The 26,863-nt window shown below is 55.6% G+C and carries 13 protein-coding genes, 4 tRNA genes and 8 rRNA genes; 8 read left to right on the top strand and 17 right to left on the bottom strand.

The features are described 5' to 3' along the window. Positions 1 to 10: 10 nt before the first annotated feature. The 4 genes from QYQ99_RS13765 to QYQ99_RS13745 form a co-directional block, all read right to left on the bottom strand. The gene (locus QYQ99_RS13765; protein WP_302088693.1) at positions 11 to 706 is read right to left on the bottom strand and encodes an SPOR domain-containing protein; all 696 of its coding nucleotides are present in this window, start codon (positions 704 to 706) and stop codon (positions 11 to 13) included. Between the two features lie 100 nt (positions 707 to 806). Further along, positions 807 to 2,516, bottom strand: a complete 1,710-nt coding sequence (gene argS, locus QYQ99_RS13760; protein WP_302088692.1) for an arginine--tRNA ligase — start codon at positions 2,514 to 2,516, stop codon at positions 807 to 809. A 575-nt stretch (positions 2,517 to 3,091) separates the two neighbouring features. After that, the gene (locus QYQ99_RS13750; RefSeq protein WP_302088691.1) at positions 3,092 to 3,538 is read right to left on the bottom strand and encodes a DUF2214 family protein; all 447 of its coding nucleotides are present in this window, start codon (positions 3,536 to 3,538) and stop codon (positions 3,092 to 3,094) included. A gap of 84 nt (positions 3,539 to 3,622) precedes the next feature. After that, on the bottom strand, positions 3,623 to 4,558 hold the full coding sequence (locus QYQ99_RS13745; RefSeq protein ID WP_034355246.1) for a LysR family transcriptional regulator: 936 nt from the start codon (positions 4,556 to 4,558) through the stop codon (positions 3,623 to 3,625). A gap of 349 nt (positions 4,559 to 4,907) precedes the next feature. Here QYQ99_RS13745 and QYQ99_RS13740 point away from each other — a divergent pair, with 349 nt between their 5' ends. Together QYQ99_RS13740 and QYQ99_RS13735 are read left to right on the top strand one after the other, a co-directional pair. Then, positions 4,908 to 6,146 carry a sensor histidine kinase gene (locus QYQ99_RS13740; protein WP_302088690.1) on the top strand — a complete coding sequence of 413 codons (1,239 nt, stop codon included), beginning with the start codon at positions 4,908 to 4,910 and terminating at the stop codon, positions 6,144 to 6,146. A gap of 12 nt (positions 6,147 to 6,158) precedes the next feature. Next, a complete protein-coding gene (locus QYQ99_RS13735; protein ID WP_302088689.1) occupies positions 6,159 to 6,845 on the top strand; it encodes a response regulator transcription factor in 687 nt (228 codons plus the stop codon). Positions 6,846 to 6,909: 64 nt separating this feature from the next. Here the strand turns inward: QYQ99_RS13735 and QYQ99_RS13730 are convergent, their stop codons facing one another. Beyond that, positions 6,910 to 7,269 (bottom strand): hypothetical protein, encoded by a 360-nt coding sequence (locus QYQ99_RS13730; protein WP_302088688.1) that lies wholly within the window; start codon positions 7,267 to 7,269, stop codon positions 6,910 to 6,912. A 157-nt stretch (positions 7,270 to 7,426) separates the two neighbouring features. Here QYQ99_RS13730 and QYQ99_RS13725 point away from each other — a divergent pair, with 157 nt between their 5' ends. The 6 genes from QYQ99_RS13725 to QYQ99_RS13700 all read left to right on the top strand — a co-directional run bounded on the left by QYQ99_RS13725 (position 7,427) and on the right by QYQ99_RS13700 (position 11,823). Further along, positions 7,427 to 7,579 (top strand): hypothetical protein, encoded by a 153-nt coding sequence (locus QYQ99_RS13725; protein WP_302088687.1) that lies wholly within the window; start codon positions 7,427 to 7,429, stop codon positions 7,577 to 7,579. A gap of 183 nt (positions 7,580 to 7,762) precedes the next feature. Then, the gene (locus QYQ99_RS13720) at positions 7,763 to 9,955 is read left to right on the top strand and encodes a malate synthase G (RefSeq protein ID WP_302088686.1); all 2,193 of its coding nucleotides are present in this window, start codon (positions 7,763 to 7,765) and stop codon (positions 9,953 to 9,955) included. Positions 9,956 to 10,146: 191 nt separating this feature from the next. Then, positions 10,147 to 10,365: a cysteine-rich CWC family protein gene (locus tag QYQ99_RS13715; RefSeq protein ID WP_302088685.1), complete on the top strand. Its 219-nt coding sequence runs from the start codon at positions 10,147 to 10,149 to the stop codon at positions 10,363 to 10,365. Positions 10,366 to 10,419: 54 nt separating this feature from the next. Then, complete coding sequence (locus tag QYQ99_RS13710; protein WP_003060526.1) at positions 10,420 to 10,608, top strand: 4-oxalocrotonate tautomerase; 189 nt, start codon at positions 10,420 to 10,422, stop codon at positions 10,606 to 10,608. A gap of 101 nt (positions 10,609 to 10,709) precedes the next feature. Beyond that, positions 10,710 to 10,898 carry a 4-oxalocrotonate tautomerase gene (locus tag QYQ99_RS13705; protein ID WP_003060524.1) on the top strand — a complete coding sequence of 63 codons (189 nt, stop codon included), beginning with the start codon at positions 10,710 to 10,712 and terminating at the stop codon, positions 10,896 to 10,898. A gap of 157 nt (positions 10,899 to 11,055) precedes the next feature. Further along, a complete protein-coding gene (locus tag QYQ99_RS13700) occupies positions 11,056 to 11,823 on the top strand; it encodes a class II glutamine amidotransferase (protein WP_302088684.1) in 768 nt (255 codons plus the stop codon). A 176-nt stretch (positions 11,824 to 11,999) separates the two neighbouring features. On the opposite strand, the gene rrf (QYQ99_RS13695) is transcribed toward QYQ99_RS13700, so the two are convergent. The 12 genes from rrf (QYQ99_RS13695) to QYQ99_RS13640 all read right to left on the bottom strand — a co-directional run bounded on the left by rrf (QYQ99_RS13695) (position 12,000) and on the right by QYQ99_RS13640 (position 26,620). Further along, a 5S ribosomal RNA gene (gene rrf / locus QYQ99_RS13695) occupies positions 12,000 to 12,112 on the bottom strand. Positions 12,113 to 12,277: 165 nt separating this feature from the next. Continuing rightward, positions 12,278 to 15,155 (bottom strand): 23S ribosomal RNA (locus QYQ99_RS13690). A 420-nt stretch (positions 15,156 to 15,575) separates the two neighbouring features. Next, positions 15,576 to 15,651, bottom strand: a tRNA-Ala gene (locus QYQ99_RS13685). A 28-nt stretch (positions 15,652 to 15,679) separates the two neighbouring features. Next, positions 15,680 to 15,756: transfer RNA gene (locus QYQ99_RS13680), tRNA-Ile, on the bottom strand. A gap of 92 nt (positions 15,757 to 15,848) precedes the next feature. After that, positions 15,849 to 17,381, bottom strand: a 16S ribosomal RNA gene (locus QYQ99_RS13675). Positions 17,382 to 17,732: 351 nt separating this feature from the next. Beyond that, positions 17,733 to 17,845, bottom strand: a 5S ribosomal RNA gene (gene rrf, locus QYQ99_RS13670). Between the two features lie 166 nt (positions 17,846 to 18,011). Beyond that, positions 18,012 to 20,889: ribosomal RNA gene (locus tag QYQ99_RS13665) — 23S ribosomal RNA — on the bottom strand. Positions 20,890 to 21,309: 420 nt separating this feature from the next. Next, positions 21,310 to 21,385: transfer RNA gene (locus QYQ99_RS13660), tRNA-Ala, on the bottom strand. Positions 21,386 to 21,413: 28 nt separating this feature from the next. After that, positions 21,414 to 21,490 (bottom strand) — tRNA-Ile (locus tag QYQ99_RS13655). Between the two features lie 90 nt (positions 21,491 to 21,580). After that, a 16S ribosomal RNA gene (locus QYQ99_RS13650) occupies positions 21,581 to 23,113 on the bottom strand. 350 nt (positions 23,114 to 23,463) lie between these two features. Further along, positions 23,464 to 23,576, bottom strand: a 5S ribosomal RNA gene (gene rrf / locus QYQ99_RS13645). A gap of 166 nt (positions 23,577 to 23,742) precedes the next feature. After that, a 23S ribosomal RNA gene (locus QYQ99_RS13640) occupies positions 23,743 to 26,620 on the bottom strand. Together the 16S, 23S and 5S rRNA genes with 4 tRNA genes alongside form the textbook arrangement of a ribosomal RNA operon. Positions 26,621 to 26,863 lie beyond the last annotated feature (243 nt).

The raw sequence follows: 26,863 nt of genomic DNA, 5'->3' as shown, positions 1-26,863 counted from the left end.
AAGGGCCTTGTTATCTGGCCGCACGCACGAGCGTCGAGTCCACGCCCGCGCCATCGAGCTTGCCCTTGAGCTGCTCGGCGTCGTCACGCTTGCTGAACGGCCCCACGCGCACGCGGAAAACGGTGATGCCGTTCTGCTCACGCTCGCTGATGCGAGATTCCCAGCCCAGCATGGCCAGCTTGGCACGCTGCGCTTCCGCTTCGCTCTGACCGCGGAAAGCACCGGCCTGCACAAAGTAGTTGAATGCAGAGTCCGAAGAGGATGCAGTCTGCGCGGCCGCCTTTTCCTTGTCTGCACGCGACTTTTCAGCCTTGTCGGCGGCGGCGGAGCGCTCCTTGACCAGATCACCCAGCGGATCACCTGATGCAGGCTTGTCCGGCGTAGAGGGTGGCGGCGGCGTGGTGACTCCGCCGGTTGCAGTAGGTTGTACCGCCGGCGTGGGCGGCGACACCGTCACGTCGCTCGGAGGAACTGGTGGTGTCACTGGGGGCGGTGCAGGCTGGCGGCTCTGCAGCGGTGCGTTGGGGTCCCAGTTCTTGTTGCGCTCGGCCTCAGCCGCATCGCGCTGAGTGTTGTTTCCACCCTTGTTGAGGAAAGGCACCGGCACCTTGGTCACATAGATGGCCACGGCCAAAGCCGCAGCCAGACCGATGACCATGCCAAAGATAAGCCCCAGGATGGTTCCACCGCGTTGCTGGTTCTTCATATCAGTCGCTTAACGCTTTCTGCTTCAGTTATTCCATTCTCAGATCCATCGCCCCCTGACAGGCAGGCCGGCAGGGCGAGCGATGGACAGGAAACTGGGATTACATGCGCTCGGGTGCGCTCACACCCAGCACCGCCAGACCATTGTGCAACACCTGGGCTGTGGCAGCGACCAGGGCCAGACGTGCGAGCTTGACCTTTTCGTCGTCCACCAAAATACGCTCTGCGTCGTAGTAGCTGTGATAGCTGGAGGCCAGATCGCGCAGGTAGAAGGTCACGTCGTGCGGCGCGTTGCCTTCGGCAGCAGCGGTCAGCATCTCGGGGTACTTGGCCAGCAGCAGCATCAGGGCCTGGGCCTGCGGGCCTTCCAGAGCGGACAGGTCCACATCCTTGAGCGTCGCCAGCCCTGCACCACCGGCCTCCTGCCAGGCGCGCAGCACGGACTGGATCCGCGCATGGGCGTACTGCACGTAGTACACGGGGTTGTCGTTGTTCTGGGCCACGGCCAGATCCACATCGAAGGTGTACTCGGTGTCGGGCTTGCGCGAGAGCAGGAAGAAGCGCACGGCGTCCTTGCTGGTCCACTCGATCAGGTCGCGCAGCGTGACGTAGGAGCCGGCGCGCTTGCTGATCTTGACCTCTTCGCCGTTGCGCACCACGCGCACCATGGTGTGCAGCACGTAGTCGGGGTAGCCCTCGGGGATGCCCACATCGGCAGCCTGCAGACCGGCGCGCACGCGGGCGATGGTGCCGTGGTGGTCCGTGCCCTGAATGTTCACCACCTTGGTGAAGCCACGCTTGAACTTCTGGATGTGATAGGCCACATCGGGGACAAAGTAGGTGTAGCCGCCGTCGGTCTTGCGCATCACACGGTCTTTGTCGTCACCGTAGTCGGTGGACCTGAGCCACAGCGCGCCGTCCTGCTCATAGGTCTTGCCGTTGGCGATCAGGCAGTTCACGGTCGCTTCGACATGGCCGTTTTCGTACAAGCTGGACTCGAGGTAGTACTCGTCGAACTTGAGGTTGAACGCCTGGAGGTCCTTGTCCTGCTCGTTGCGCAGATAGGCCACGGCGAACTGGCGGATATTGTCGTAATCCTCGACATCGCCGTTGGCCGTGAACTCACGGTCATCGGCCTTGATGGTTTCCTTGTTCAGGAAAGCCTTGGCGATGTCGGCAATGTAGTCGCCGTTGTAGAAATTCTTGGCCAGCGGGTTGTCGCTGTCGGTGGGCCAGCATTCGTCACCGGGCTTGAAGCCCTTGGCGCGCAGCTGTGTGCTCTTGGTCAGGGTGTCGATCTGCACGCCCGCGTCGTTGTAATAGAACTCGCGGTGAACCTTCCAGCCCTGGGTGGAATAGAGGTTGCTGATGGCATCGCCGATCGCCGCCTGGCGGCCATGACCCACATGCAGCGGGCCGGTGGGGTTGGCGGAGACGAACTCGACCAGGATGTTCTCGCCGCGATCGGCCTGGTAGCCGAACTTCTGGGCCTGCGCCAGCACTTCGCGCACCACCTCCTGCTTGGCAGCAGGCTTGAGGCGGATGTTGAGAAAACCCGGGCCCGCGATTTCAATCGCATCCACCCACTGCTGGAAGGCGGCGGTGCCCTCCAGCGCGGTCTTGAGCTGCTCGCCCAGGGCGCGCGGGTTGGCCTTCAGAGGCTTGGCCAGTTGCATGGCCGCTGTGCAGGCGAAATCGCCATGGGCTGCCACTTTGGGGTTTTCAAACGCAGCGCGTGCGCCGGCGCCGGGCGAGAGTGTTTCGAGCTCAGCAGCCAGGGCTGCGAGCAATTCCTGTTTGACGGAGAGCATCGTTGGATTTTACGTGCCGGATTCAAGTCCTGCCGAATCGCTGGCGCCACACCCTTGTTCCAGGGCCGGTTCACAGGCTGCGGGGGTATATCCGCATGTATCGCCGGCCGTACACAGCCCTTGCGCAAATGGCAATCGTTCTCGCCTCAAACCAGAATGCAGACCTTGCCCACGTTCAGCGGCGAGCTCAGTCGCGGCTGGAGCCTGTTTGCCGGCTACACCTTCAACCGCAACACCTACAAGCGCGGCATCAACAACCAGGGCCTGGACTTCAATACCTACACGCCCACGCACATGCTGCGCCTCTGGAGCACCTACCAGACGCCCGGCGCCTGGGCGTGCCGTCTGGAGCAGCTATGTCCGCTACCAGATCAACAGGCAGTGGCAGGTCTCGTTGAACTTCAACAATATGTTCAACAAGCGCTACTACACCTCGATTGGCAACCTGGTCAACAGCAGCCACTATGGCGATCCGCGCAATGTGATGCTGACTCTGCGCGGCACGTTCTGAATGCTGCAGACATGAAAAAGGCCGCTTTGCAGCGGCCTTTGCCTTTTGCAGGGTCTGGCGCGGACTACATGCCACGCGCCCAGAAGATCGCAATCACGGCGATCACCGGCACCACATGGCCCTGCCACATCACCCATTTGCGCGTCTGCCTGACCTCCTCGGGCGCCGGCAGCTGGCCGCTCGCATCCAGCGTCTTCTTCCAGCGGCGGAAGGTCAGCGTGGGCTTGAGCGAGAGCAAAAAGGCGATGACAAACAGCGTCATCTTGAGGTGGAACAGCGGCGAGGCCATATAGGCCCCCATGCCCTTGACGCCCCAGAGCAGTCGCGCAATACCTGTCAGCAGCAGGACGATGGCGGCAATGCCGTAAATCATGTCCAGCCTGGCCAGACGCTGCACCACGGCGGCATTCATCCACTCCACACGGCACAAGGCGGCCTGGCTGGTCAGAAACACCACCAGGGTCAGAATCGCCAGCAGATGGGCGCTGGCAAGAACAGCTTCAAAGGTCATGGCTTCACAGTAGAAAAAAGGACGGATTCAGCGGCCCACATGAGGCCACGGCGACCGATCCATTGTCTACCGTTTCAAGCCCGCTCAGATATCCACGCCAAGACGAAAGAAGTCCGGCTGGTTGTAGTGGTGCTTGAGGTAGTCGATCCACATACGCACGCGCAGCGGCATGTGCTTGCGCTGGGGGAAGACCACGAAGATACCGTTGGGAGGTGCGGCAAACTCTTCCAGCACGGGCACGAGGCGACCCGCGGCGATCTCGGCCTCCACCTCCCAGGTGCTCCGCCAGGCAATGCCCCACCCCCCCAGGCACCAGTCGTGCAGCACCTGACCATCGGAGCAGTCCAGCGGGCCGCCCGGCTTGAAGTGCACGACCTCGCTGGTGCCGCTTTCGGGATGCGGGATGCGGAAGGCCCAGCCCCGTGTTTGCGAGGCATCGGACGACAGCGTCAGGCAGTCATGCTGGGTCAGCTCGCTGGGATGCTTGGGCGTGCCGCGGCGCTCCAGATAGCCGGGGGTGGCCACGCACAGGCGACGGTTGTCGGCAATGCGCACGCTGACCAGGGCCGAGTCCGGCAGATCCCCTACGCGCACCGCGCAATCGAAGCCCTCGCCCGCCAGATCGACCACGCGGTCGCTGAGGTTCAGCGAAATGGTGACATCGGGATGCAGGTCTCGAAAACGCGGCACCAGCGGTGCCACATGACGGCGCCCGAAACCGGCGGGAGCCGTAATGCGCAGATGGCCCGTGGCCTTGACACCGCCGGCCGACACGCTGGCCTCGGCATTGCACACATCGGAGAGCAGACGCTGGCAATCCTCAAGGAAGGCGCTGCCTTCATGGGTCAGCGAGATGCGGCGCGTGGTGCGCACCATGAGCTTGACGCCCAGATGCTCTTCCAAAGCGTCCAGACGGCGCCCCATGATGGCGGGCGCCACACCTTCGGCCTTGGCGGCAGCCGTCAAGCTGCCCCTGGTCGCTACCGATACAAAAGACTCAAATGCCTTGAGTTTGTCCATGACCGCTGCTCCTGTCTGGTCCGTGTTGTCTCCTGCTGCGGTAGCGTGCACTGTTAATACAAGAGCACATACCGCACAAGCAGTCTTGATTTCTCAAATGTTTTTATCGAAAGTTCTTTAAACAAGAGCGCTGACTGCTATCACTATAAAAGTCATCAATCAGTGCCACATGCCTGTCTCGCATGTGACTTTATTGCGATATATCTTACTCAGAAGTCACAAGTTGTCAGCGAATCTCTGATGTTTATATACGTTTATATCAAAATTTACCGTTTTCCCTGAGGCAGGAATATCGCTTATTCGCCAGCGCCATGAGCTGGTGGGCAGAGCCAGGCGTTAAACCTATGATTTGCAAAACACATTTACCAATCCGCTGCCGCCTGCCGTCATGAGCTTTTCACCCGTTTCTGCCGCCCATCTGGTCGATCTGCTGGGCCGCTCCGGCCAGGGCTGTGCACTCTGGAATGCCCAAGGGCTGCTGCTCATGGCCACTCCCGCCTGGTGCCAATGGCTGGATGTGCCCGCGGACGCAAGCCCCATCGGCCAGCCGCTGCAATCTCTGCTGCCTGCCCAGATCTGGCAAGTCCACGGCCAGCGCTTTAGCGCCGCAGCCCGGGGCTTGCACCAGGAATATGACGACATTCGGCCTGGAGGCTCCGGTTCGCAACACCACCGCCGCATACAGCTCATGCCCGGCACAGCCGATGACCGGGGCCGGCACGAGGTGCTGATGCAGCTCAGCGACATAGGACGCGAATATGCACGTGGCGAAGTCATTGAACGCCAGCGCGAACAGTTGCAGACCTTGCACGAGCAACTGCGCAGCAGCCGCCAGGACGCGGGCGAGCTCGACAGGCTGCGTACCCTGCTGGACTGGCGCACGGCCATGCTGAGCGAACACAACGAGATGCTGCAGCTGCTGTCGCACGAAATCCGCCAGCCGCTGAACAATGCCTCGGCTGCCATGCAGGCCACGCTCAAGGCCATCGAAGATCTGCATCTGGCCGATGCCGCACCCGCGGCCAAAGCCTTGCTGCGCGCCGAGCATGTGCTGCAGCAGGTGATAGGCACACTGGACAACACCCTGGCTGCCGGCACCATCTTGGCCGCAGGCGGCAAGGCCGGCGCCTCCAGCGAGACCGATCTGCCGACGCTGATCAAGCTGGTGCTGCACGATATTGCGGCCGACCTGCGCCCGCGCATCGATGTGCAATGGCTGACCACGGCACGCACCGTACAACTGCATCCAGCGCTGATGCGGCTGACGCTTCGCAATCTGCTCAACAACGCCCTGGCCTATGCGCCCGCAGATACCCGGGTGCAGCTGCGCATCTCCGAGTCCGACGAGCCGCTGGCGCTGATTCTGGAAGTCATGGACCAGGGCCCCGGCATTGCCGAGGAACTGCTCCCGCATCTGTTCGAAAAAGGCTTGCGCGGCCACCACAGCCATAGCCGCCCGGGTGCAGGCCTGGGCCTGTTCATCGTGCATTCGGTCTTGCAGTTGCACCAAGGTACAGTACAAGCTCTGCCGCACCGCCCGCATGGCACGATCATGCGCCTGGTCATTCCCCAAGGTCTTGCCGAATGAGGTCCGCCGCCCATGCTGCCTGCCACTCTTGCCCTGGTCGACGACGACACCGAGTACTGCGAATTTCTGGCCCAGCATCTGCGCAGCCAGGGCGTGGAAGTCGCGGCATACAGCGACAGCAGCGACCTGCTGGCCGACGACGCACCCTATCGCTTTGATTTCTATGTCCTGGACCTGATGCTGCCGGGGGTTGCCGGCACCGAGCTGCTGCGCATCATCCGCAAGCGCAGCCAGGCGGGCGTGCTGATTGTCTCGGGGCGCCTGGGACCCGAAGTGTTTGCCGAGGTCATCAACGCCGGTGCAGATATGTATCTGACCAAGCCCGTGAGCTTCGAGCAGGTGGAGCTGGCGGTACGCGCCGTGCACCGGCGCATCATGACAACGGCCCGGACGGCCACGGCCTGGAAGCTGGACAGCCGCCGCAGCCTGCTGACCGCCCCCGACGGCCAGAGCGTGGAGCTGGGCGCCACCGACCTGATGCTGATGGAGTGCTTTTTGCAGGCCCAGGGCGAAACCGTCAGCCGCGACCATATCCGCAGCCTGCTGACCCATACCAGCGCAGCCGAGTCCGACAACAACCTGCACGCCACCATCTACCGCCTGCGCCGCCGCATCGAAAAGGCAACGCCCGTGGCCGTGCCACTGCAGTCCCAACAGAAAGTGGGCTACCAGTTCCGCGCCCCATTGATCGCGGCCTGATCAATGCGGCGCGGAAAACAAGAACCGATCCCCGGTCCCGTTGCGCCTCTTCAGGCCGGCTCAATCACATGACGAACTTGGACTCCACATCCGAGGCCTTGCGCCTGGCCAGGGCCAGGTTGGCACGGCCGTTGTCCAGCACGTAGTAGATGAAGATGCCGTTGATCTTCTCGGCAGGGCGCAGGATGTGATACTGCTTGCCCAGGGTGATCAGAATGTCTTCGATGCTGTCGTTCAGACCCAGGGACTTCATGGTCTTCATCTTGGCGCGCACCACTTCGGTATTGCCGGCAGCGGCCAGCTCCAAGTCCACGCCGGAACCTATGCTGCCCAGCAGCATGCCGCTGTTGTAATCCACCACTGCCGCGCACATGGCGCCATCCAGGGTCATCAGTTCTTGCAGGCTTTCGTTCAGATTCGCCATCAGGAGCTCCTTGGTAAAGATAGGCTGGCCGATATCGGAAGATGCTCAATTTGTTTCAAGATTAACAAATCATTTCTGAGCGCGGATATCGACTTATGACAGACAAAACCTCGTCATTTGATTGCGCGCACTCACTTCCATACCAAGGATCAGGCACGTGAAAACACCGTCCAATCTGCCGCAAGCTCAGGCCTGGCAAGCGATTGAAGCTATTGCTTCGGGAGAGAGCTCGCCCCGCCTCTTCCAGCCTCTGCAAGCCATTGCTGAGCCGGCCACCACCGAAGCCGCCGCGCCTACCGGTCAGAACTGACGAACTCTGGCGCCTTTGGTGCGTAAAACGCATAAAGTCCCGCAACTCCATATAAAAACATCATGAGTTCTGAACTATTTAGGCTATTTATGTACTCAAAAAATTCAAATACAGTCTCCACACATGCTGCCCGTGATGGGCAACGACTCCTGAATCCAGAGACATCACAACCAGAGGTTTCCAATGACTGATCGCACCCAAGTCCACGGCCTGCAAGTCGCCACCGAGCTGTACAACTTTGTGAACACGCAAGTGCTGCCTGGCACGGGCGTGGACCAGGAGACCTACTGGAAAGGCTTCGACGCCATCGTGGCCGATCTGGCCCCCAAGAACGCAGCCCTGCTGGCCGAGCGCGATCGCCTGCAGACGCAGCTCGATACCTGGCATAAGGCCAACCCCGGCCCCATCACCGACATGGTGGCCTACCGCAAGTTTCTGACGACCATCGGCTATCTGGTCGAGTCCCCCAAGGGCGCCAAGGCAACGACCGAGAACGTGGATGCCGAGCTGGCCATCCAGGCCGGCCCCCAGCTGGTCGTGCCCATCCTGAACGCCCGCTACGCGCTGAACGCCGCCAACGCCCGCTGGGGTTCGCTGTACGACGCGCTGTATGGCACGGACGCCATTAGCGAAGAAGGCGGCGCTGAAAAGGGCAAGGGCTACAACCCCGTGCGCGGCGCCAAGGTCATCGAGTTCGCACGCAACTTCCTGGATCAGGCCGTGCCCCTGGCTTCCGGCTCGCACAAGGACTCCACCGGCTACGCCGTCGAAGGCGGCAAGCTGGTCGTATCCCTGAAAGACGGCAGCAAGACCGGTCTGAAGGACGAAGCCAAGTTCATCGGCTACCAGGGCGATGCTGCGGCTCCCACATCGGTGCTGCTCAAGAACAACGGCATCCACATCGACATCATCGTCAACAAGTCCACCCCCATTGGCGGCACCGATGCTGCCGGCGTGGCCGATGTGGTGGTCGAAGCCGCTTTGTCCACCATTTTGGATCTGGAAGACTCCGTGGCCGCCGTGGATGCCGAAGACAAGGTCAACGGCTATGCCAACTGGCTGGGCATTCTCAAGGGCACCCTGACCGAGTCCTTTGAAAAGGGCGGCAAGACCGTGACCCGTGGCCTGAACCCCGACCGCGAATACACCGGCGCCGACGGCAAGAGCGTGAAGCTGCACGGCCGCTCGCTGATGTTCGTGCGCAACGTGGGTCACCTGATGACCAACCCCGCCGTACTGTGGGGCCCCGAGCACAAGGAAATCCCCGAAGGCATCATGGACGCGCTGGTGACCACCGCCATCGCCATCCATGACCTCAAGGGCAACGGTGCCAACGGCATTAAAAACAGCCGCACCGGCTCCGTCTACATCGTCAAGCCCAAGATGCACGGCCCCGCCGAAGCCGCTTTTGCCAACGAGCTGTTCGGCCGCGTGGAAAAGGTTCTGGGCCTGCCCGAAAACACCGTCAAGCTGGGCATCATGGACGAAGAGCGCCGCACCAGCGTGAACCTGAAGGCCGCGATTGCCGCCGCCCCGGCACGCGTTGCCTTCATCAACACCGGCTTCCTGGACCGCACCGGCGATGAAATGCACACCGCCATGTATGCCGGCCCCATGGTCCGCAAGGCCGACATGAAGACCTGCGCCTGGCTGCCCGCGTATGAAAAAAACAATGTGCTGGTCGGCCTGAACATGGGCCTGCGCGGCCGCGCCCAGATCGGCAAGGGCATGTGGGCCATGCCCGATCTGATGAAGGCCATGCTGGAGCAGAAGATTGCCCAGCCCAAGGCCGGTGCCAACACCGCCTGGGTGCCCTCGCCCACTGGCGCCACCCTGCACGCCCTGCACTATCACCAGATCAATGTGGCCGACGTGCAAAAGGGTCTGGAAAGCCCCAACGCCGACGCCGAGTGCGACGAGCTGCTGAACGCCATCCTGCAAGTGCCCGTGTCCACCAACCCCAACTGGAGCGATGCGGAAAAGCAGCAGGAAGTGGACAACAACGTGCAAGGCATCCTGGGCTATGTGGTGCGCTGGATCGACCAGGGCGTGGGCTGCTCCAAGGTGCCCGACATCCACAACGTGGGCCTGATGGAAGACCGCGCCACGCTGCGCATCTCCAGCCAGCACATCGCCAACTGGCTGCAGCACGGCATCGTCACCGAAGCCATGGTGCGCGACAGCTATGCCCGCATGGCCAAGATCGTGGACGAGCAGAACGCCGGCGACGCCGCCTACAAGAGCCTGGCGGCCAACCCCGATGGCGCGGCTTACCAGGCCGCTCTGGATCTGGTGTTCAAGGGCAAGGAACAACCCTCCGGCTACACCGAGCCTCTGCTGCACGCCTGGCGCCTGAAGGTCAAGGCCGGCGCCTGATGGCCAGGCAAGGCCGCTCCTGAATAAGGAGTGGCTTTCGCTTGATATGAAAGGATTTGAAAGGTATCTATATCTGAATCCATTGATTCAAGCGCGCAAGCAGCTATCAAAATGCACTGCATGTCAGTACATCGAGTGCATTTTTCTTGGCCTCGCCACTCGCGGAGCGGTATGGCTTCTACACTGCTGCCATGCCCATCGATCCCCTCATCGACGCCAGCCGCTGCCCTCTGTGCGGCCAGCCCAACCAGTGCGCCATCAGCGCCGGCCTGCCGCCGCACAGCTGCTGGTGCATGCAGACCCCGGTTTCCCGGGACGCGCTGCAGAGGCTGCCCGCAGACGCACGCGGCAAGGCCTGCATCTGCCCCGCCTGTGCGCGGCCGCTCGACAACGATTCCACCCCTGCCTGATCCTGCGCTCACCGCCTTGCAGCTCGGGCACTCCACCACAGCCAGGAGACCTTGATGCCCACCTATCGCATTGAACTGTTTGAAGGCCGCAGCGTTGAACAAAAGCGCAAGCTGGCCGAAGAAATCACCCGCGTGACCACCGAGGTTCTGGGCAGCGCCCCCGAGTCCGTGGACATCATCATCACCGACGTGCCGCGCCACAACTGGGCCACCGGCGGCAAGCTCTGGTCGGAGCAAAGCTGAGCGGCCCGCACGCAGCCAGGACCGTCCCGGCACGGCACTTGAGCCGCCCGGCCTTATGATGGGCCTCTTTTCCCAACCCAAGCCAGCAAGGAAACCTGCACATGCCCACCTACCATGTCGAAATGATGGAAGGCCGTACCGTCGAACAAAAGCGCAAGCTGGTCGAAGAAATCACCCGCGTCAGCGTTGAAGTGCTGGGCGGCTCGCCCGAATCGGTGGACATCATCATCACCGACATCAAGCGCCACGACTGGGCCACCGGCGGCAAGCTCTGGCTGGACCGCGAATAGGCCATCGCCGCCCTCTTTCGCAAAGCAGCTTCGGCTGCTTTTTTCATGCCGGCCCGAGAGCGGTTGACGATCTCTGCCATACAGCACCATCATTGACCAGATCATCCATAGATTCTTGGGCTATAAAGCTTTTTTGCCTGAAAGATATGACAACGCCATGTGCCAGCTGCTTGGAATGAACTGCAACACGCCCACCGATGTGCGCTTTAGCTTCTCAGGCTTCACGCAGCGCGCGGGCAACACCGGCGACCACACCGACGGCTGGGGCATCGCCTTCTTCGAAGACAAAGGCCTGCGCCACTTCGTCGATCACGAACGCGCTGTCGACTCCCAGATCGCCAAGCTCATCCGCGAATACCCGATCAAGAGCACCAACGTCATCGCCCATATCCGCAAGGCCACCCAGGGCGTGGTCAGCCTGCAGAACTGCCACCCCTTCGTGCGCGAGCTCTGGGGACGCAACTGGGTCTTCGCGCACAACGGCGACCTCAAGAACTTCGCCCCCAAGCTGCATGCCCACTTCCAGCCCATTGGCAACACGGACAGCGAGCAGGCCTTCTGCTGGATCATGCAGGAGCTATGGAAGTCTCATGCCGGAGTGCCCAGCATCGAAGAGCTGACCCACACCCTGCGCGAGCTGGCCGCGAAGATCGCACCGCACGGCACGTTCAACTTCCTGCTCTCCAACGGCGAAGCGCTCTGGGCCCATGCCACGACCCACCTCTGCTACATCGAGCGTAGACATCCCTTCACCCAGGTGCAGCTGTCCGACGAAGATCTCAGCGTGGATTTCTCCCGCGAAACCACCCCCCAGGACAAGGTGGCCATCATCGTCACCGCCCCTCTGACACAGAACGAGCAGTGGATCCCTTTCCAGAACGGGGAGCTGCGCGTGTTTGTGCATGGCCAGGCGGCGCCTTATTGAAGTGCGTCAGACCGGCATTGCAAAATAAAAAGAGAGCGCCTAGCGCTCTCTTTTTATGGGTTTCCGGTATTTTTGTAGCTGTAATCCTTTGACAGCCTGCGGTAAACGCTCCTTATTTCGAAGCACCCAATAAAAAAACCCCGTAATCTTTCGACTACGGGGTTTTCACTGTAAGAGCCTGACGATGACCTACTTTCACACGGGAACCCGCACTATCATCGGCGCAAAGTCGTTTCACTGTCCTGTTCGGGATGGGAAGGAGTGGTACCAACTTGCTATGGTCATCAGGCATAAACTTTTTGTCAGATTGACGGCGCCTCGATTAACTTCTTAATCTCGCTCACCTTCAGTCCAACGAATTCATAGAGTCTTCAATCAGCTTTTCGATTGCGCCTTTTCGGCATAACTAGAACTTGCGTTCTGTCTTTATTTTTTCAGGCTTACCCAAAGTTATAGGGTCAAGCCGCACGGGCAATTAGTACTGGTTAGCTTAACGCATTACTGCGCTTCCACACCCAGCCTATCAACGTCGTGGTCTACAACGACCCTTCAGGGGGCTCAAGGCCCCGGCAGATCTCATCTTGAAACGAGTTTCCCGCTTAGATGCTTTCAGCGGTTATCTCTTCCACACTTAGCTACCCTGCGATGCCACTGGCGTGACAACAGGTACACCAGAGGTGTGTCCACTCCGGTCCTCTCGTACTAGGAGCAGGCTTCCTCAAATCTGCAGCGCCCACGGAAGATAGGGACCAAACTGTCTCACGACGTTTTAAACCCAGCTCACGTACCTCTTTAAATGGCGAACAGCCATACCCTTGGGACCGACTACAGCCCCAGGATGAGATGAGCCGACATCGAGGTGCCAAACACCGCCGTCGATATGAACTCTTGGGCGGTATCAGCCTGTTATCCCCAGAGTACCTTTTATCCGTTGAGCGATGGCCCTTCCATACAGAACCACCGGATCACTATGTCCTGCTTTCGCATCTGCTCGACTTGTCAGTCTCGCAGTTAAGCACGCTTATGCCATTGCACTATCGTCACGATGTCCGACCGTAACTAGCGTACCTTCGAACTCCTCCGTTACGCTTTGGGAGGAGACCGCCCCAGTCAAACTGCCTACCATGCACTGTCCCCGATCCAGATAATGGATCCAGGTTAGAACCTCAAACGCACCAGGGTGGTATTTCAACGTTGGCTCCATGCGATCTAGCGACCGCACTTCAAAGCCTCCCACCTATCCTACACAGATCCGTTCAAAGTCCAATACAAAGCTACAGTAAAGGTTCATGGGGTCTTTCCGTCTTTCCGCGGGGAGATTGCATCATCACAAACATTTCAACTTCGCTGAGTCTCAGGAGGAGACAGTGTGGCCATCGTTACGCCATTCGTGCAGGTCGGAACTTACCCGACAAGGAATTTCGCTACCTTAGGACCGTTATAGTTACGGCCGCCGTTTACTGGGACTTCAATCAAGAGCTTGCACCCCATCATTTAATCTTCCAGCACCGGGCAGGCGTCACACCCTATACGTCCACTTTCGTGTTTGCAGAGTGCTGTGTTTTTATTAAACAGTCGCAGCCACCAATTTTTTGCAACCCCTTTGAGCTCCGTTTGTTCAACTTCACTTACTTGGGGTACACCTTCTCCCGAAGTTACGGTGTCAATTTGCCGAGTTCCTTCTCCTGAGTTCTCTCAAGCGCCTTAGAATACTCATCTCGCGCACCAGTGTCGGTTTGCGGTACGGTCGTCAATAGCTGAAGCTTAGTGGCTTTTCCTGGAAGCAGGGTATCACTCACTTCGTCTGCAAGCAGACTCGTTATCACCCCTCATCTAAGCCTGGCGGATTTGCCTACCAGGCACGACTACAGGCTTGAACCAACATATCCAACAGTTGGCTGAGCTAACCTTCTCCGTCCCCACATCGCACTATTGATCGGTACAGGAATATTGACCTGTTTCCCATCAGCTACGCATCTCTGCCTCGCCTTAGGGGCCGACTCACCCTACGCCGATGAACGTTGCGTAGGAAACCTTGCGCTTACGGCGAGGGGGCTTTTCACCCCCTTTAACGCTACTCATGTCAGCATTCGCACTTCTGATACCTCCAGCATCCGTTACCAGACACCTTCACAGGCTTACAGAACGCTCTCCTACCACGCACAGTAAACTGTGCATCCGCAGCTTCGGTAACTGGCTTAGCCCCGTTACATCTTCCGCGCAGGACGACTCGATCAGTGAGCTATTACGCTTTCTTTAAATGATGGCTGCTTCTAAGCCAACATCCTGACTGTTTTAGCCTTCCCACTTCGTTTCCCACTTAGCCAATTTTAGGGACCTTAGCTGGCGGTCTGGGTTGTTTCCCTCTTGAGTCCGGACGTTAGCACCCGGTGCTCTGTCTCCCAAGCTGTACTCGTCGGTATTCGGAGTTTGCATAGGTTTGGTAAGTCGCCATGACCCCCTAGCCTAAACAGTGCTCTACCCCCGACGGTAATACTTGAGGCACTACCTAAATAGTTTTCGGAGAGAACCAGCTATTTCCAAGTTTGTTTAGCCTTTCACCCCTATCCACAGCTCATCCCCTAATTTTGCAACATTAGTGGGTTCGGACCTCCAGTACCTGTTACGGCACCTTCATCCTGGCCATGGATAGATCACTTGGTTTCGGGTCTACACCCAGCGACTAATCGCCCTATTCGGACTCGATTTCTCTTCGCCTCCCCTATTCGGTTAAGCTTGCCACTGAATGTAAGTCGCTGACCCATTATACAAAAGGTACGCCGTCACCCCTAAGGGCTCCGACTTTTTGTAAGCATACGGTTTCAGGATCTATTTCACTCCCCTCCCGGGGTTCTTTTCGCCTTTCCCTCACGGTACTGGTTCACTATCGGTCGATGATGAGTATTTAGCCTTGGAGGATGGTCCCCCCATATTCAGACAGGGTTTCTCGTGCCCCGCCCTACTTGTCTGCAGCCTAGTACCACCGATCGGTTTTCACATACGGGACTATCACCCACTATGGTCGGCCTTTCCATGCCGTTTTGTTAACTGATCGACTATCACTGCAAGGCTCTTCCGAATTCGCTCGCCACTACTATCGGAATCTCGGTTGATGTCTTTTCCTCTGGGTACTTAGATGTTTCAGTTCTCCAGGTTCGCTTCGAGCACCTATGTATTCAGTGCACGATACCTCTTGCGAGGTGGGTTCCCCCATTCAGAAATCTCCGGATCAAAGCTTATTTGCCAGCTCCCCGAAGCTTATCGCAGGCTATCACGTCTTTCGTCGCCTATCATCGCCAAGGCATCCACCATATGCTCTTAGTCACTTGACCCTATAACTTTGGACTCTCTTAGCGAGAATCAAAGCCTGGTTTCAAAGACTGGTGAGGTCTTGCACCTCACGCGTTATGCCGTAATGTGAATATCTTTGGCTGCATCTTTCGATACAGCTTAGAGAATATTCGTCATTACTAGATAAATTTGCATTCGCAAAATATCTGTTTTGACGCAATCAAAATGTTGCTGGCGGCACGGTGCACAAACCTTGGTTTGTGCTTTCCACCAGCAACGCTGATTTCGACTCTATGAATTTTTAAAGAACAGCCTATTGATCAAAGATCAATATAAAAGCAGTCTGCTTCAGACTGCTTTTATATTGAATTTGGTTTTTTCGCTTTTACTCTGCTTCCGATCCGCTTGCGCTTCACATCTGCTGAGCCAACGATTATAGCACCTTTCGGCGCTATCATTTTTGGTGGAGGATGACGGGATCGAACCGACGACCCCCTGCTTGCAAAGCAGGTGCTCTCCCAGCTGAGCTAATCCCCCGGGATCCTCTGACCAGATATTGGAATCTTGGTGGGTCTAGTTGGGCTCGAACCAACGACCCCTGCGTTATCAACACAGTGCTCTAACCAGCTGAGCTACAGACCCATTCCATGCAGCCCGCTGTTTTCAGCAGGCCACCTGGCTTGTTCCAACAACCGATAAGTGTGGACGTTCAATTTGAAGCAGCATTTTTCCAGAAAGGAGGTGATCCAGCCGCACCTTCCGATACGGCTACCTTGTTACGACTTCACCCCAGTCACGAACCCCGCCGTGGTAAGCGCCCTCCTTGCGGTTAGGCTACCTACTTCTGGCGAGACCCGCTCCCATGGTGTGACGGGCGGTGTGTACAAGACCCGGGAACGTATTCACCGTGACATTCTGATCCACGATTACTAGCGATTCCGACTTCACGCAGTCGAGTTGCAGACTGCGATCCGGACTACGACTGGCTTTATGGGATTAGCTCCCCCTCGCGGGTTGGCAACCCTTTGTACCAGCCATTGTATGACGTGTGTAGCCCCACCTATAAGGGCCATGAGGACTTGACGTCATCCCCACCTTCCTCCGGTTTGTCACCGGCAGTCCCATTAGAGTGCTCAACTGAATGTAGCAACTAATGGCAAGGGTTGCGCTCGTTGCGGGACTTAACCCAACATCTCACGACACGAGCTGACGACAGCCATGCAGCACCTGTGTGCAGGTTCTCTTTCGAGCACCAAACCATCTCTGGTAAGTTCCTGCCATGTCAAAGGTGGGTAAGGTTTTTCGCGTTGCATCGAATTAAACCACATCATCCACCGCTTGTGCGGGTCCCCGTCAATTCCTTTGAGTTTCAACCTTGCGGCCGTACTCCCCAGGCGGTCAACTTCACGCGTTAGCTTCGTTACTGAGTCAGTTAAGACCCAACAACCAGTTGACATCGTTTAGGGCGTGGACTACCAGGGTATCTAATCCTGTTTGCTCCCCACGCTTTCGTGCATGAGCGTCAGTGCAGGCCCAGGGGATTGCCTTCGCCATCGGTGTTCCTCCGCATATCTACGCATTTCACTGCTACACGCGGAATTCCATCCCCCTCTGCCGCACTCTAGCTTTGCAGTCACAATGGCAGTTCCCAGGTTGAGCCCGGGGATTTCACCACTGTCTTACAAAACCGCCTGCGCACGCTTTACGCCCAGTAATTCCGATTAACGCTTGCACCCTACGTATTACCGCGGCTGCTGGCACGTAGTTAGCCGGTGCTTATTCTTACGGTACCGTCATGACCCGGGGGTATTAGCCCCAGGCTTTTCGTTCCGTACAAAAGCAGTTTACAACCCGAGGGCCTTCATCCTGCACGCGGCATTGCTGGATCAGGCTTTCGCCCATTGTCCAAAATTCCCCACTGCTGCCTCCCGTAGGAGTCTGGGCCGTGTCTCAGTCCCAGTGTGGCTGGTCGTCCTCTCAGACCAGCTACAGATCGCAGGCTTGGTAAGCTTTTACCCCACCAACTACCTAATCTGCCATCAGCCGCTCTAGTAGCACAAGGCCCGAAGGTCCCCTGCTTTCATCCGTAGATCTCATGCGGTATTAGCTACTCTTTCGAGTAGTTATCCCCCACTACTAGGCACGTTCCGATGTATTACTCACCCGTTCGCCACTCGTCAGCATCCGAAGACCTGTTACCGTTCGACTTGCATGTGTAAAGCATGCCGCCAGCGTTCAATCTGAGCCAGGATCAAACTCTATAGTTCGATCTTGAATTTAAAGTCTTTCGACTGCTCACTCACTTGACGGAATCAAGAAGAATAAATTCTTCCTCATTACTGTTTTTGTGAGCGCTTGATAACTCCGAAGAGTTTGTTCCGAAGAACTGGCTGCTTGCCCTCAAACGCCCACGCTTATCGGCTGTATTTTTTTAAGGAACCGAGTGCAAAATCAAAAAATCTGATCCTGAATCTCGTTGCTTGCTGCGATCAGCGAAGCCTTCTATTGTAGCACTGTTTTCACAGTACTTTTAAAACGTTTTTGCGTTTTCTTCTCACCCCTCAGCACAAGGAGGGAGAAGAAAACGCCTGGCGTGAGCCAGGCGTTTTGGCGTAAGAGCCTGACGATGACCTACTTTCACACGGGAACCCGCACTATCATCGGCGCAAAGTCGTTTCACTGTCCTGTTCGGGATGGGAAGGAGTGGTACCAACTTGCTATGGTCATCAGGCATAAACTTTTTGTCAGATTGACGGCGCCTTGATTAACTTCTTAATCTTGCTCACCTTCAGTCCAACGAATTCATAGAGTCTTCAATCAGCTTTTCGATTGCGCCTTTTCGGCATAACTAGAACTTGCGTTCTGTCTTTATTTTTTCCAGGCTTACCCAAAGTTATAGGGTCAAGCCGCACGGGCAATTAGTACTGGTTAGCTTAACGCATTACTGCGCTTCCACACCCAGCCTATCAACGTCGTGGTCTACAACGACCCTTCAGGGGGCTCAAGGCCCCGGCAGATCTCATCTTGAAACGAGTTTCCCGCTTAGATGCTTTCAGCGGTTATCTCTTCCACACTTAGCTACCCTGCGATGCCACTGGCGTGACAACAGGTACACCAGAGGTGTGTCCACTCCGGTCCTCTCGTACTAGGAGCAGGCTTCCTCAAATCTGCAGCGCCCACGGAAGATAGGGACCAAACTGTCTCACGACGTTTTAAACCCAGCTCACGTACCTCTTTAAATGGCGAACAGCCATACCCTTGGGACCGACTACAGCCCCAGGATGAGATGAGCCGACATCGAGGTGCCAAACACCGCCGTCGATATGAACTCTTGGGCGGTATCAGCCTGTTATCCCCAGAGTACCTTTTATCCGTTGAGCGATGGCCCTTCCATACAGAACCACCGGATCACTATGTCCTGCTTTCGCATCTGCTCGACTTGTCAGTCTCGCAGTTAAGCACGCTTATGCCATTGCACTATCGTCACGATGTCCGACCGTAACTAGCGTACCTTCGAACTCCTCCGTTACGCTTTGGGAGGAGACCGCCCCAGTCAAACTGCCTACCATGCACTGTCCCCGATCCAGATAATGGATCCAGGTTAGAACCTCAAACGCACCAGGGTGGTATTTCAACGTTGGCTCCATGCGATCTAGCGACCGCACTTCAAAGCCTCCCACCTATCCTACACAGATCCGTTCAAAGTCCAATACAAAGCTACAGTAAAGGTTCATGGGGTCTTTCCGTCTTTCCGCGGGGAGATTGCATCATCACAAACATTTCAACTTCGCTGAGTCTCAGGAGGAGACAGTGTGGCCATCGTTACGCCATTCGTGCAGGTCGGAACTTACCCGACAAGGAATTTCGCTACCTTAGGACCGTTATAGTTACGGCCGCCGTTTACTGGGACTTCAATCAAGAGCTTGCACCCCATCATTTAATCTTCCAGCACCGGGCAGGCGTCACACCCTATACGTCCACTTTCGTGTTTGCAGAGTGCTGTGTTTTTATTAAACAGTCGCAGCCACCAATTTTTTGCAACCCCTTTGAGCTCCGTTTGTTCAACTTCACTTACTTGGGGTACACCTTCTCCCGAAGTTACGGTGTCAATTTGCCGAGTTCCTTCTCCTGAGTTCTCTCAAGCGCCTTAGAATACTCATCTCGCGCACCAGTGTCGGTTTGCGGTACGGTCGTCAATAGCTGAAGCTTAGTGGCTTTTCCTGGAAGCAGGGTATCACTCACTTCGTCTGCAAGCAGACTCGTTATCACCCCTCATCTAAGCCTGGCGGATTTGCCTACCAGGCACGACTACAGGCTTGAACCAACATATCCAACAGTTGGCTGAGCTAACCTTCTCCGTCCCCACATCGCACTATTGATCGGTACAGGAATATTGACCTGTTTCCCATCAGCTACGCATCTCTGCCTCGCCTTAGGGGCCGACTCACCCTACGCCGATGAACGTTGCGTAGGAAACCTTGCGCTTACGGCGAGGGGGCTTTTCACCCCCTTTAACGCTACTCATGTCAGCATTCGCACTTCTGATACCTCCAGCATCCGTTACCAGACACCTTCACAGGCTTACAGAACGCTCTCCTACCACGCACAGTAAACTGTGCATCCGCAGCTTCGGTAACTGGCTTAGCCCCGTTACATCTTCCGCGCAGGACGACTCGATCAGTGAGCTATTACGCTTTCTTTAAATGATGGCTGCTTCTAAGCCAACATCCTGACTGTTTTAGCCTTCCCACTTCGTTTCCCACTTAGCCAATTTTAGGGACCTTAGCTGGCGGTCTGGGTTGTTTCCCTCTTGAGTCCGGACGTTAGCACCCGGTGCTCTGTCTCCCAAGCTGTACTCGTCGGTATTCGGAGTTTGCATAGGTTTGGTAAGTCGCCATGACCCCCTAGCCTAAACAGTGCTCTACCCCCGACGGTAATACTTGAGGCACTACCTAAATAGTTTTCGGAGAGAACCAGCTATTTCCAAGTTTGTTTAGCCTTTCACCCCTATCCACAGCTCATCCCCTAATTTTGCAACATTAGTGGGTTCGGACCTCCAGTACCTGTTACGGCACCTTCATCCTGGCCATGGATAGATCACTTGGTTTCGGGTCTACACCCAGCGACTAATCGCCCTATTCGGACTCGATTTCTCTTCGCCTCCCCTATTCGGTTAAGCTTGCCACTGAATGTAAGTCGCTGACCCATTATACAAAAGGTACGCCGTCACCCCTAAGGGCTCCGACTTTTTGTAAGCATACGGTTTCAGGATCTATTTCACTCCCCTCCCGGGGTTCTTTTCGCCTTTCCCTCACGGTACTGGTTCACTATCGGTCGATGATGAGTATTTAGCCTTGGAGGATGGTCCCCCCATATTCAGACAGGGTTTCTCGTGCCCCGCCCTACTTGTCTGCAGCCTAGTACCACCGATCGGTTTTCACATACGGGACTATCACCCACTATGGTCGGCCTTTCCATGCCGTTTTGTTAACTGATCGACTATCACTGCAAGGCTCTTCCGAATTCGCTCGCCACTACTATCGGAATCTCGGTTGATGTCTTTTCCTCTGGGTACTTAGATGTTTCAGTTCTCCAGGTTCGCTTCGAGCACCTATGTATTCAGTGCACGATACCTCTTGCGAGGTGGGTTCCCCCATTCAGAAATCTCCGGATCAAAGCTTATTTGCCAGCTCCCCGAAGCTTATCGCAGGCTATCACGTCTTTCGTCGCCTATCATCGCCAAGGCATCCACCATATGCTCTTAGTCACTTGACCCTATAACTTTGGACTCTCTTGTCGAGAATCAAAGCCTGGTTTCAAAGACTGGTGAGGTCTTGCACCTCACGCGTTATGCCGTAATGTGAATATCTTTGGCTGCATCTTTCGATGCAGCTTAGAGAATATTCGTCATTACTAGATAAATTTGCATTCGCAAAATATCTGTTTTGACGCAATCAAAATGTTGCTGGCGGCACGGTGCACAAACCTTGGTTTGTGCTTTCCACCAGCAACGCTGATTTCGACTCTATGAATTTTTAAAGAACAGCCTATTGATCAAAGATCAATATAAAAGCAGTCTGCTTCAGACTGCTTTTATATTGAATTTGGTTTTTTCGCTTTTACTCTGCTTCTGATCCGCTTGCGCTTCACATCTGCCGAGCCAACGATTATAGCACCTTTCGGCGCTATCATTTTTGGTGGAGGATGACGGGATCGAACCGACGACCCCCTGCTTGCAAAGCAGGTGCTCTCCCAGCTGAGCTAATCCCCCGGGATCCTCTGACCAGATATTGGAATCTTGGTGGGTCTAGTTGGGCTCGAACCAACGACCCCTGCGTTATCAACACAGTGCTCTAACCAGCTGAGCTACAGACCCATTCCATGCAGCCTACTGTTTAGCAGGCCACCTGGCTTGTTCCAACAACCGATAAGTGTGGACGTTCAATTTGAAGCAGCATTTTTCCAGAAAGGAGGTGATCCAGCCGCACCTTCCGATACGGCTACCTTGTTACGACTTCACCCCAGTCACGAACCCCGCCGTGGTAAGCGCCCTCCTTGCGGTTAGGCTACCTACTTCTGGCGAGACCCGCTCCCATGGTGTGACGGGCGGTGTGTACAAGACCCGGGAACGTATTCACCGTGACATTCTGATCCACGATTACTAGCGATTCCGACTTCACGCAGTCGAGTTGCAGACTGCGATCCGGACTACGACTGGCTTTATGGGATTAGCTCCCCCTCGCGGGTTGGCAACCCTTTGTACCAGCCATTGTATGACGTGTGTAGCCCCACCTATAAGGGCCATGAGGACTTGACGTCATCCCCACCTTCCTCCGGTTTGTCACCGGCAGTCCCATTAGAGTGCTCAACTGAATGTAGCAACTAATGGCAAGGGTTGCGCTCGTTGCGGGACTTAACCCAACATCTCACGACACGAGCTGACGACAGCCATGCAGCACCTGTGTGCAGGTTCTCTTTCGAGCACCAAACCATCTCTGGTAAGTTCCTGCCATGTCAAAGGTGGGTAAGGTTTTTCGCGTTGCATCGAATTAAACCACATCATCCACCGCTTGTGCGGGTCCCCGTCAATTCCTTTGAGTTTCAACCTTGCGGCCGTACTCCCCAGGCGGTCAACTTCACGCGTTAGCTTCGTTACTGAGTCAGTTAAGACCCAACAACCAGTTGACATCGTTTAGGGCGTGGACTACCAGGGTATCTAATCCTGTTTGCTCCCCACGCTTTCGTGCATGAGCGTCAGTGCAGGCCCAGGGGATTGCCTTCGCCATCGGTGTTCCTCCGCATATCTACGCATTTCACTGCTACACGCGGAATTCCATCCCCCTCTGCCGCACTCTAGCTTTGCAGTCACAATGGCAGTTCCCAGGTTGAGCCCGGGGATTTCACCACTGTCTTACAAAACCGCCTGCGCACGCTTTACGCCCAGTAATTCCGATTAACGCTTGCACCCTACGTATTACCGCGGCTGCTGGCACGTAGTTAGCCGGTGCTTATTCTTACGGTACCGTCATGACCCGGGGGTATTAGCCCCAGGCTTTTCGTTCCGTACAAAAGCAGTTTACAACCCGAGGGCCTTCATCCTGCACGCGGCATTGCTGGATCAGGCTTTCGCCCATTGTCCAAAATTCCCCACTGCTGCCTCCCGTAGGAGTCTGGGCCGTGTCTCAGTCCCAGTGTGGCTGGTCGTCCTCTCAGACCAGCTACAGATCGCAGGCTTGGTAAGCTTTTACCCCACCAACTACCTAATCTGCCATCAGCCGCTCTAGTAGCACAAGGCCCGAAGGTCCCCTGCTTTCATCCGTAGATCTCATGCGGTATTAGCTACTCTTTCGAGTAGTTATCCCCCACTACTAGGCACGTTCCGATGTATTACTCACCCGTTCGCCACTCGTCAGCATCCGAAGACCTGTTACCGTTCGACTTGCATGTGTAAAGCATGCCGCCAGCGTTCAATCTGAGCCAGGATCAAACTCTATAGTTCGATCTTGAATTTAAAGTCTTTCGACTGCTCACTCACTTGACGGAATCAAGAAGAATAAATTCTTCCTCATTACTGTTTTTGTGAGCGCTTGATAACTCCGAAGAGTTTGTTCCGAAGAACTGGCTGCTTGCCCTCAAACGCCCACGCTTATCGGCTGTATTTTTTTAAGGAACCGAGTGCAAAATCAAAAATCTGATCCTGAATCTCGTTGCTTGCTGCGATCAGCGAAGCCTTCTATTGTAGCACTGTTTTCACAGTACTTTTAAAACGTTTTTGCGTTTTCTTCTCACCCCTCAGCACAAGGAGGGAGAAGAAAACGCCTGGCGTGAGCCAGGCGTTTTGGCGTAAGAGCCTGACGATGACCTACTTTCACACGGGAACCCGCACTATCATCGGCGCAAAGTCGTTTCACTGTCCTGTTCGGGATGGGAAGGAGTGGTACCAACTTGCTATGGTCATCAGGCATAAACTTTTTGTCAGATTGACGGCGCCTTGATTAACTTCTTAATCTTGCTCACCTTCAGTCCAACGAATTCATAGAGTCTTCAATCAGCTTTTCGATTGCGCCTTTTCGGCATAACTAGAACTTGCGTTCTGTCTTTATTTTTTCCAGGCTTACCCAAAGTTATAGGGTCAAGCCGCACGGGCAATTAGTACTGGTTAGCTTAACGCATTACTGCGCTTCCACACCCAGCCTATCAACGTCGTGGTCTACAACGACCCTTCAGGGGGCTCAAGGCCCCGGCAGATCTCATCTTGAAACGAGTTTCCCGCTTAGATGCTTTCAGCGGTTATCTCTTCCACACTTAGCTACCCTGCGATGCCACTGGCGTGACAACAGGTACACCAGAGGTGTGTCCACTCCGGTCCTCTCGTACTAGGAGCAGGCTTCCTCAAATCTGCAGCGCCCACGGAAGATAGGGACCAAACTGTCTCACGACGTTTTAAACCCAGCTCACGTACCTCTTTAAATGGCGAACAGCCATACCCTTGGGACCGACTACAGCCCCAGGATGAGATGAGCCGACATCGAGGTGCCAAACACCGCCGTCGATATGAACTCTTGGGCGGTATCAGCCTGTTATCCCCAGAGTACCTTTTATCCGTTGAGCGATGGCCCTTCCATACAGAACCACCGGATCACTATGTCCTGCTTTCGCATCTGCTCGACTTGTCAGTCTCGCAGTTAAGCACGCTTATGCCATTGCACTATCGTCACGATGTCCGACCGTAACTAGCGTACCTTCGAACTCCTCCGTTACGCTTTGGGAGGAGACCGCCCCAGTCAAACTGCCTACCATGCACTGTCCCCGATCCAGATAATGGATCCAGGTTAGAACCTCAAACGCACCAGGGTGGTATTTCAACGTTGGCTCCATGCGATCTAGCGACCGCACTTCAAAGCCTCCCACCTATCCTACACAGATCCGTTCAAAGTCCAATACAAAGCTACAGTAAAGGTTCATGGGGTCTTTCCGTCTTTCCGCGGGGAGATTGCATCATCACAAACATTTCAACTTCGCTGAGTCTCAGGAGGAGACAGTGTGGCCATCGTTACGCCATTCGTGCAGGTCGGAACTTACCCGACAAGGAATTTCGCTACCTTAGGACCGTTATAGTTACGGCCGCCGTTTACTGGGACTTCAATCAAGAGCTTGCACCCCATCATTTAATCTTCCAGCACCGGGCAGGCGTCACACCCTATACGTCCACTTTCGTGTTTGCAGAGTGCTGTGTTTTTATTAAACAGTCGCAGCCACCAATTTTTTGCAACCCCTTTGAGCTCCGTTTGTTCAACTTCACTTACTTGGGGTACACCTTCTCCCGAAGTTACGGTGTCAATTTGCCGAGTTCCTTCTCCTGAGTTCTCTCAAGCGCCTTAGAATACTCATCTCGCGCACCAGTGTCGGTTTGCGGTACGGTCGTCAATAGCTGAAGCTTAGTGGCTTTTCCTGGAAGCAGGGTATCACTCACTTCGTCTGCAAGCAGACTCGTTATCACCCCTCATCTAAGCCCGGCGGATTTGCCTACCAGGCACGACTACAGGCTTGAACCAACATATCCAACAGTTGGCTGAGCTAACCTTCTCCGTCCCCACATCGCACTATTGATCGGTACAGGAATATTGACCTGTTTCCCATCAGCTACGCATCTCTGCCTCGCCTTAGGGGCCGACTCACCCTACGCCGATGAACGTTGCGTAGGAAACCTTGCGCTTACGGCGAGGGGGCTTTTCACCCCCTTTAACGCTACTCATGTCAGCATTCGCACTTCTGATACCTCCAGCATCCGTTACCAGACACCTTCACAGGCTTACAGAACGCTCTCCTACCACGCACAGTAAACTGTGCATCCGCAGCTTCGGTAACTGGCTTAGCCCCGTTACATCTTCCGCGCAGGACGACTCGATCAGTGAGCTATTACGCTTTCTTTAAATGATGGCTGCTTCTAAGCCAACATCCTGACTGTTTTAGCCTTCCCACTTCGTTTCCCACTTAGCCAATTTTAGGGACCTTAGCTGGCGGTCTGGGTTGTTTCCCTCTTGAGTCCGGACGTTAGCACCCGGTGCTCTGTCTCCCAAGCTGTACTCGTCGGTATTCGGAGTTTGCATAGGTTTGGTAAGTCGCCATGACCCCCTAGCCTAAACAGTGCTCTACCCCCGACGGTAATACTTGAGGCACTACCTAAATAGTTTTCGGAGAGAACCAGCTATTTCCAAGTTTGTTTAGCCTTTCACCCCTATCCACAGCTCATCCCCTAATTTTGCAACATTAGTGGGTTCGGACCTCCAGTACCTGTTACGGCACCTTCATCCTGGCCATGGATAGATCACTTGGTTTCGGGTCTACACCCAGCGACTAATCGCCCTATTCGGACTCGATTTCTCTTCGCCTCCCCTATTCGGTTAAGCTTGCCACTGAATGTAAGTCGCTGACCCATTATACAAAAGGTACGCCGTCACCCCTAAGGGCTCCGACTTTTTGTAAGCATACGGTTTCAGGATCTATTTCACTCCCCTCCCGGGGTTCTTTTCGCCTTTCCCTCACGGTACTGGTTCACTATCGGTCGATGATGAGTATTTAGCCTTGGAGGATGGTCCCCCCATATTCAGACAGGGTTTCTCGTGCCCCGCCCTACTTGTCTGCAGCCTAGTACCACCGATCGGTTTTCACATACGGGACTATCACCCACTATGGTCGGCCTTTCCATGCCGTTTTGTTAACTGATCGACTATCACTGCAAGGCTCTTCCGAATTCGCTCGCCACTACTATCGGAATCTCGGTTGATGTCTTTTCCTCTGGGTACTTAGATGTTTCAGTTCTCCAGGTTCGCTTCGAGCACCTATGTATTCAGTGCACGATACCTCTTGCGAGGTGGGTTCCCCCATTCAGAAATCTCCGGATCAAAGCTTATTTGCCAGCTCCCCGAAGCTTATCGCAGGCTATCACGTCTTTCGTCGCCTATCATCGCCAAGGCATCCACCATATGCTCTTAGTCACTTGACCCTATAACTTTGGACTCTCTTGTCGAGAATCAAAGCCTGGTTTCAAAGACTGGTGAGGTCTTGCACCTCACGCGTTATGCCGTAATGTGAATATCTTTGGCTGCATCTTTCGATGCAGCTTAGAGAATATTCGTCATTACTAGATAAATTTGCATTCGCAAAATATCTGTTTTGACGCAATCAAAATGTTGCTGGCGGCACGGTGCACAAACCTTGGTTTGTGCTTTCCACCAGCAACGCTGAT

Origin of the sequence: Comamonas testosteroni, assembly GCF_030505195.1 — a bacterium.
Lineage (GTDB): Bacteria > Pseudomonadota > Gammaproteobacteria > Burkholderiales > Burkholderiaceae_C > Comamonas > Comamonas testosteroni_G.
This window is presented reverse-complemented; position numbering and strand designations above follow the sequence as displayed.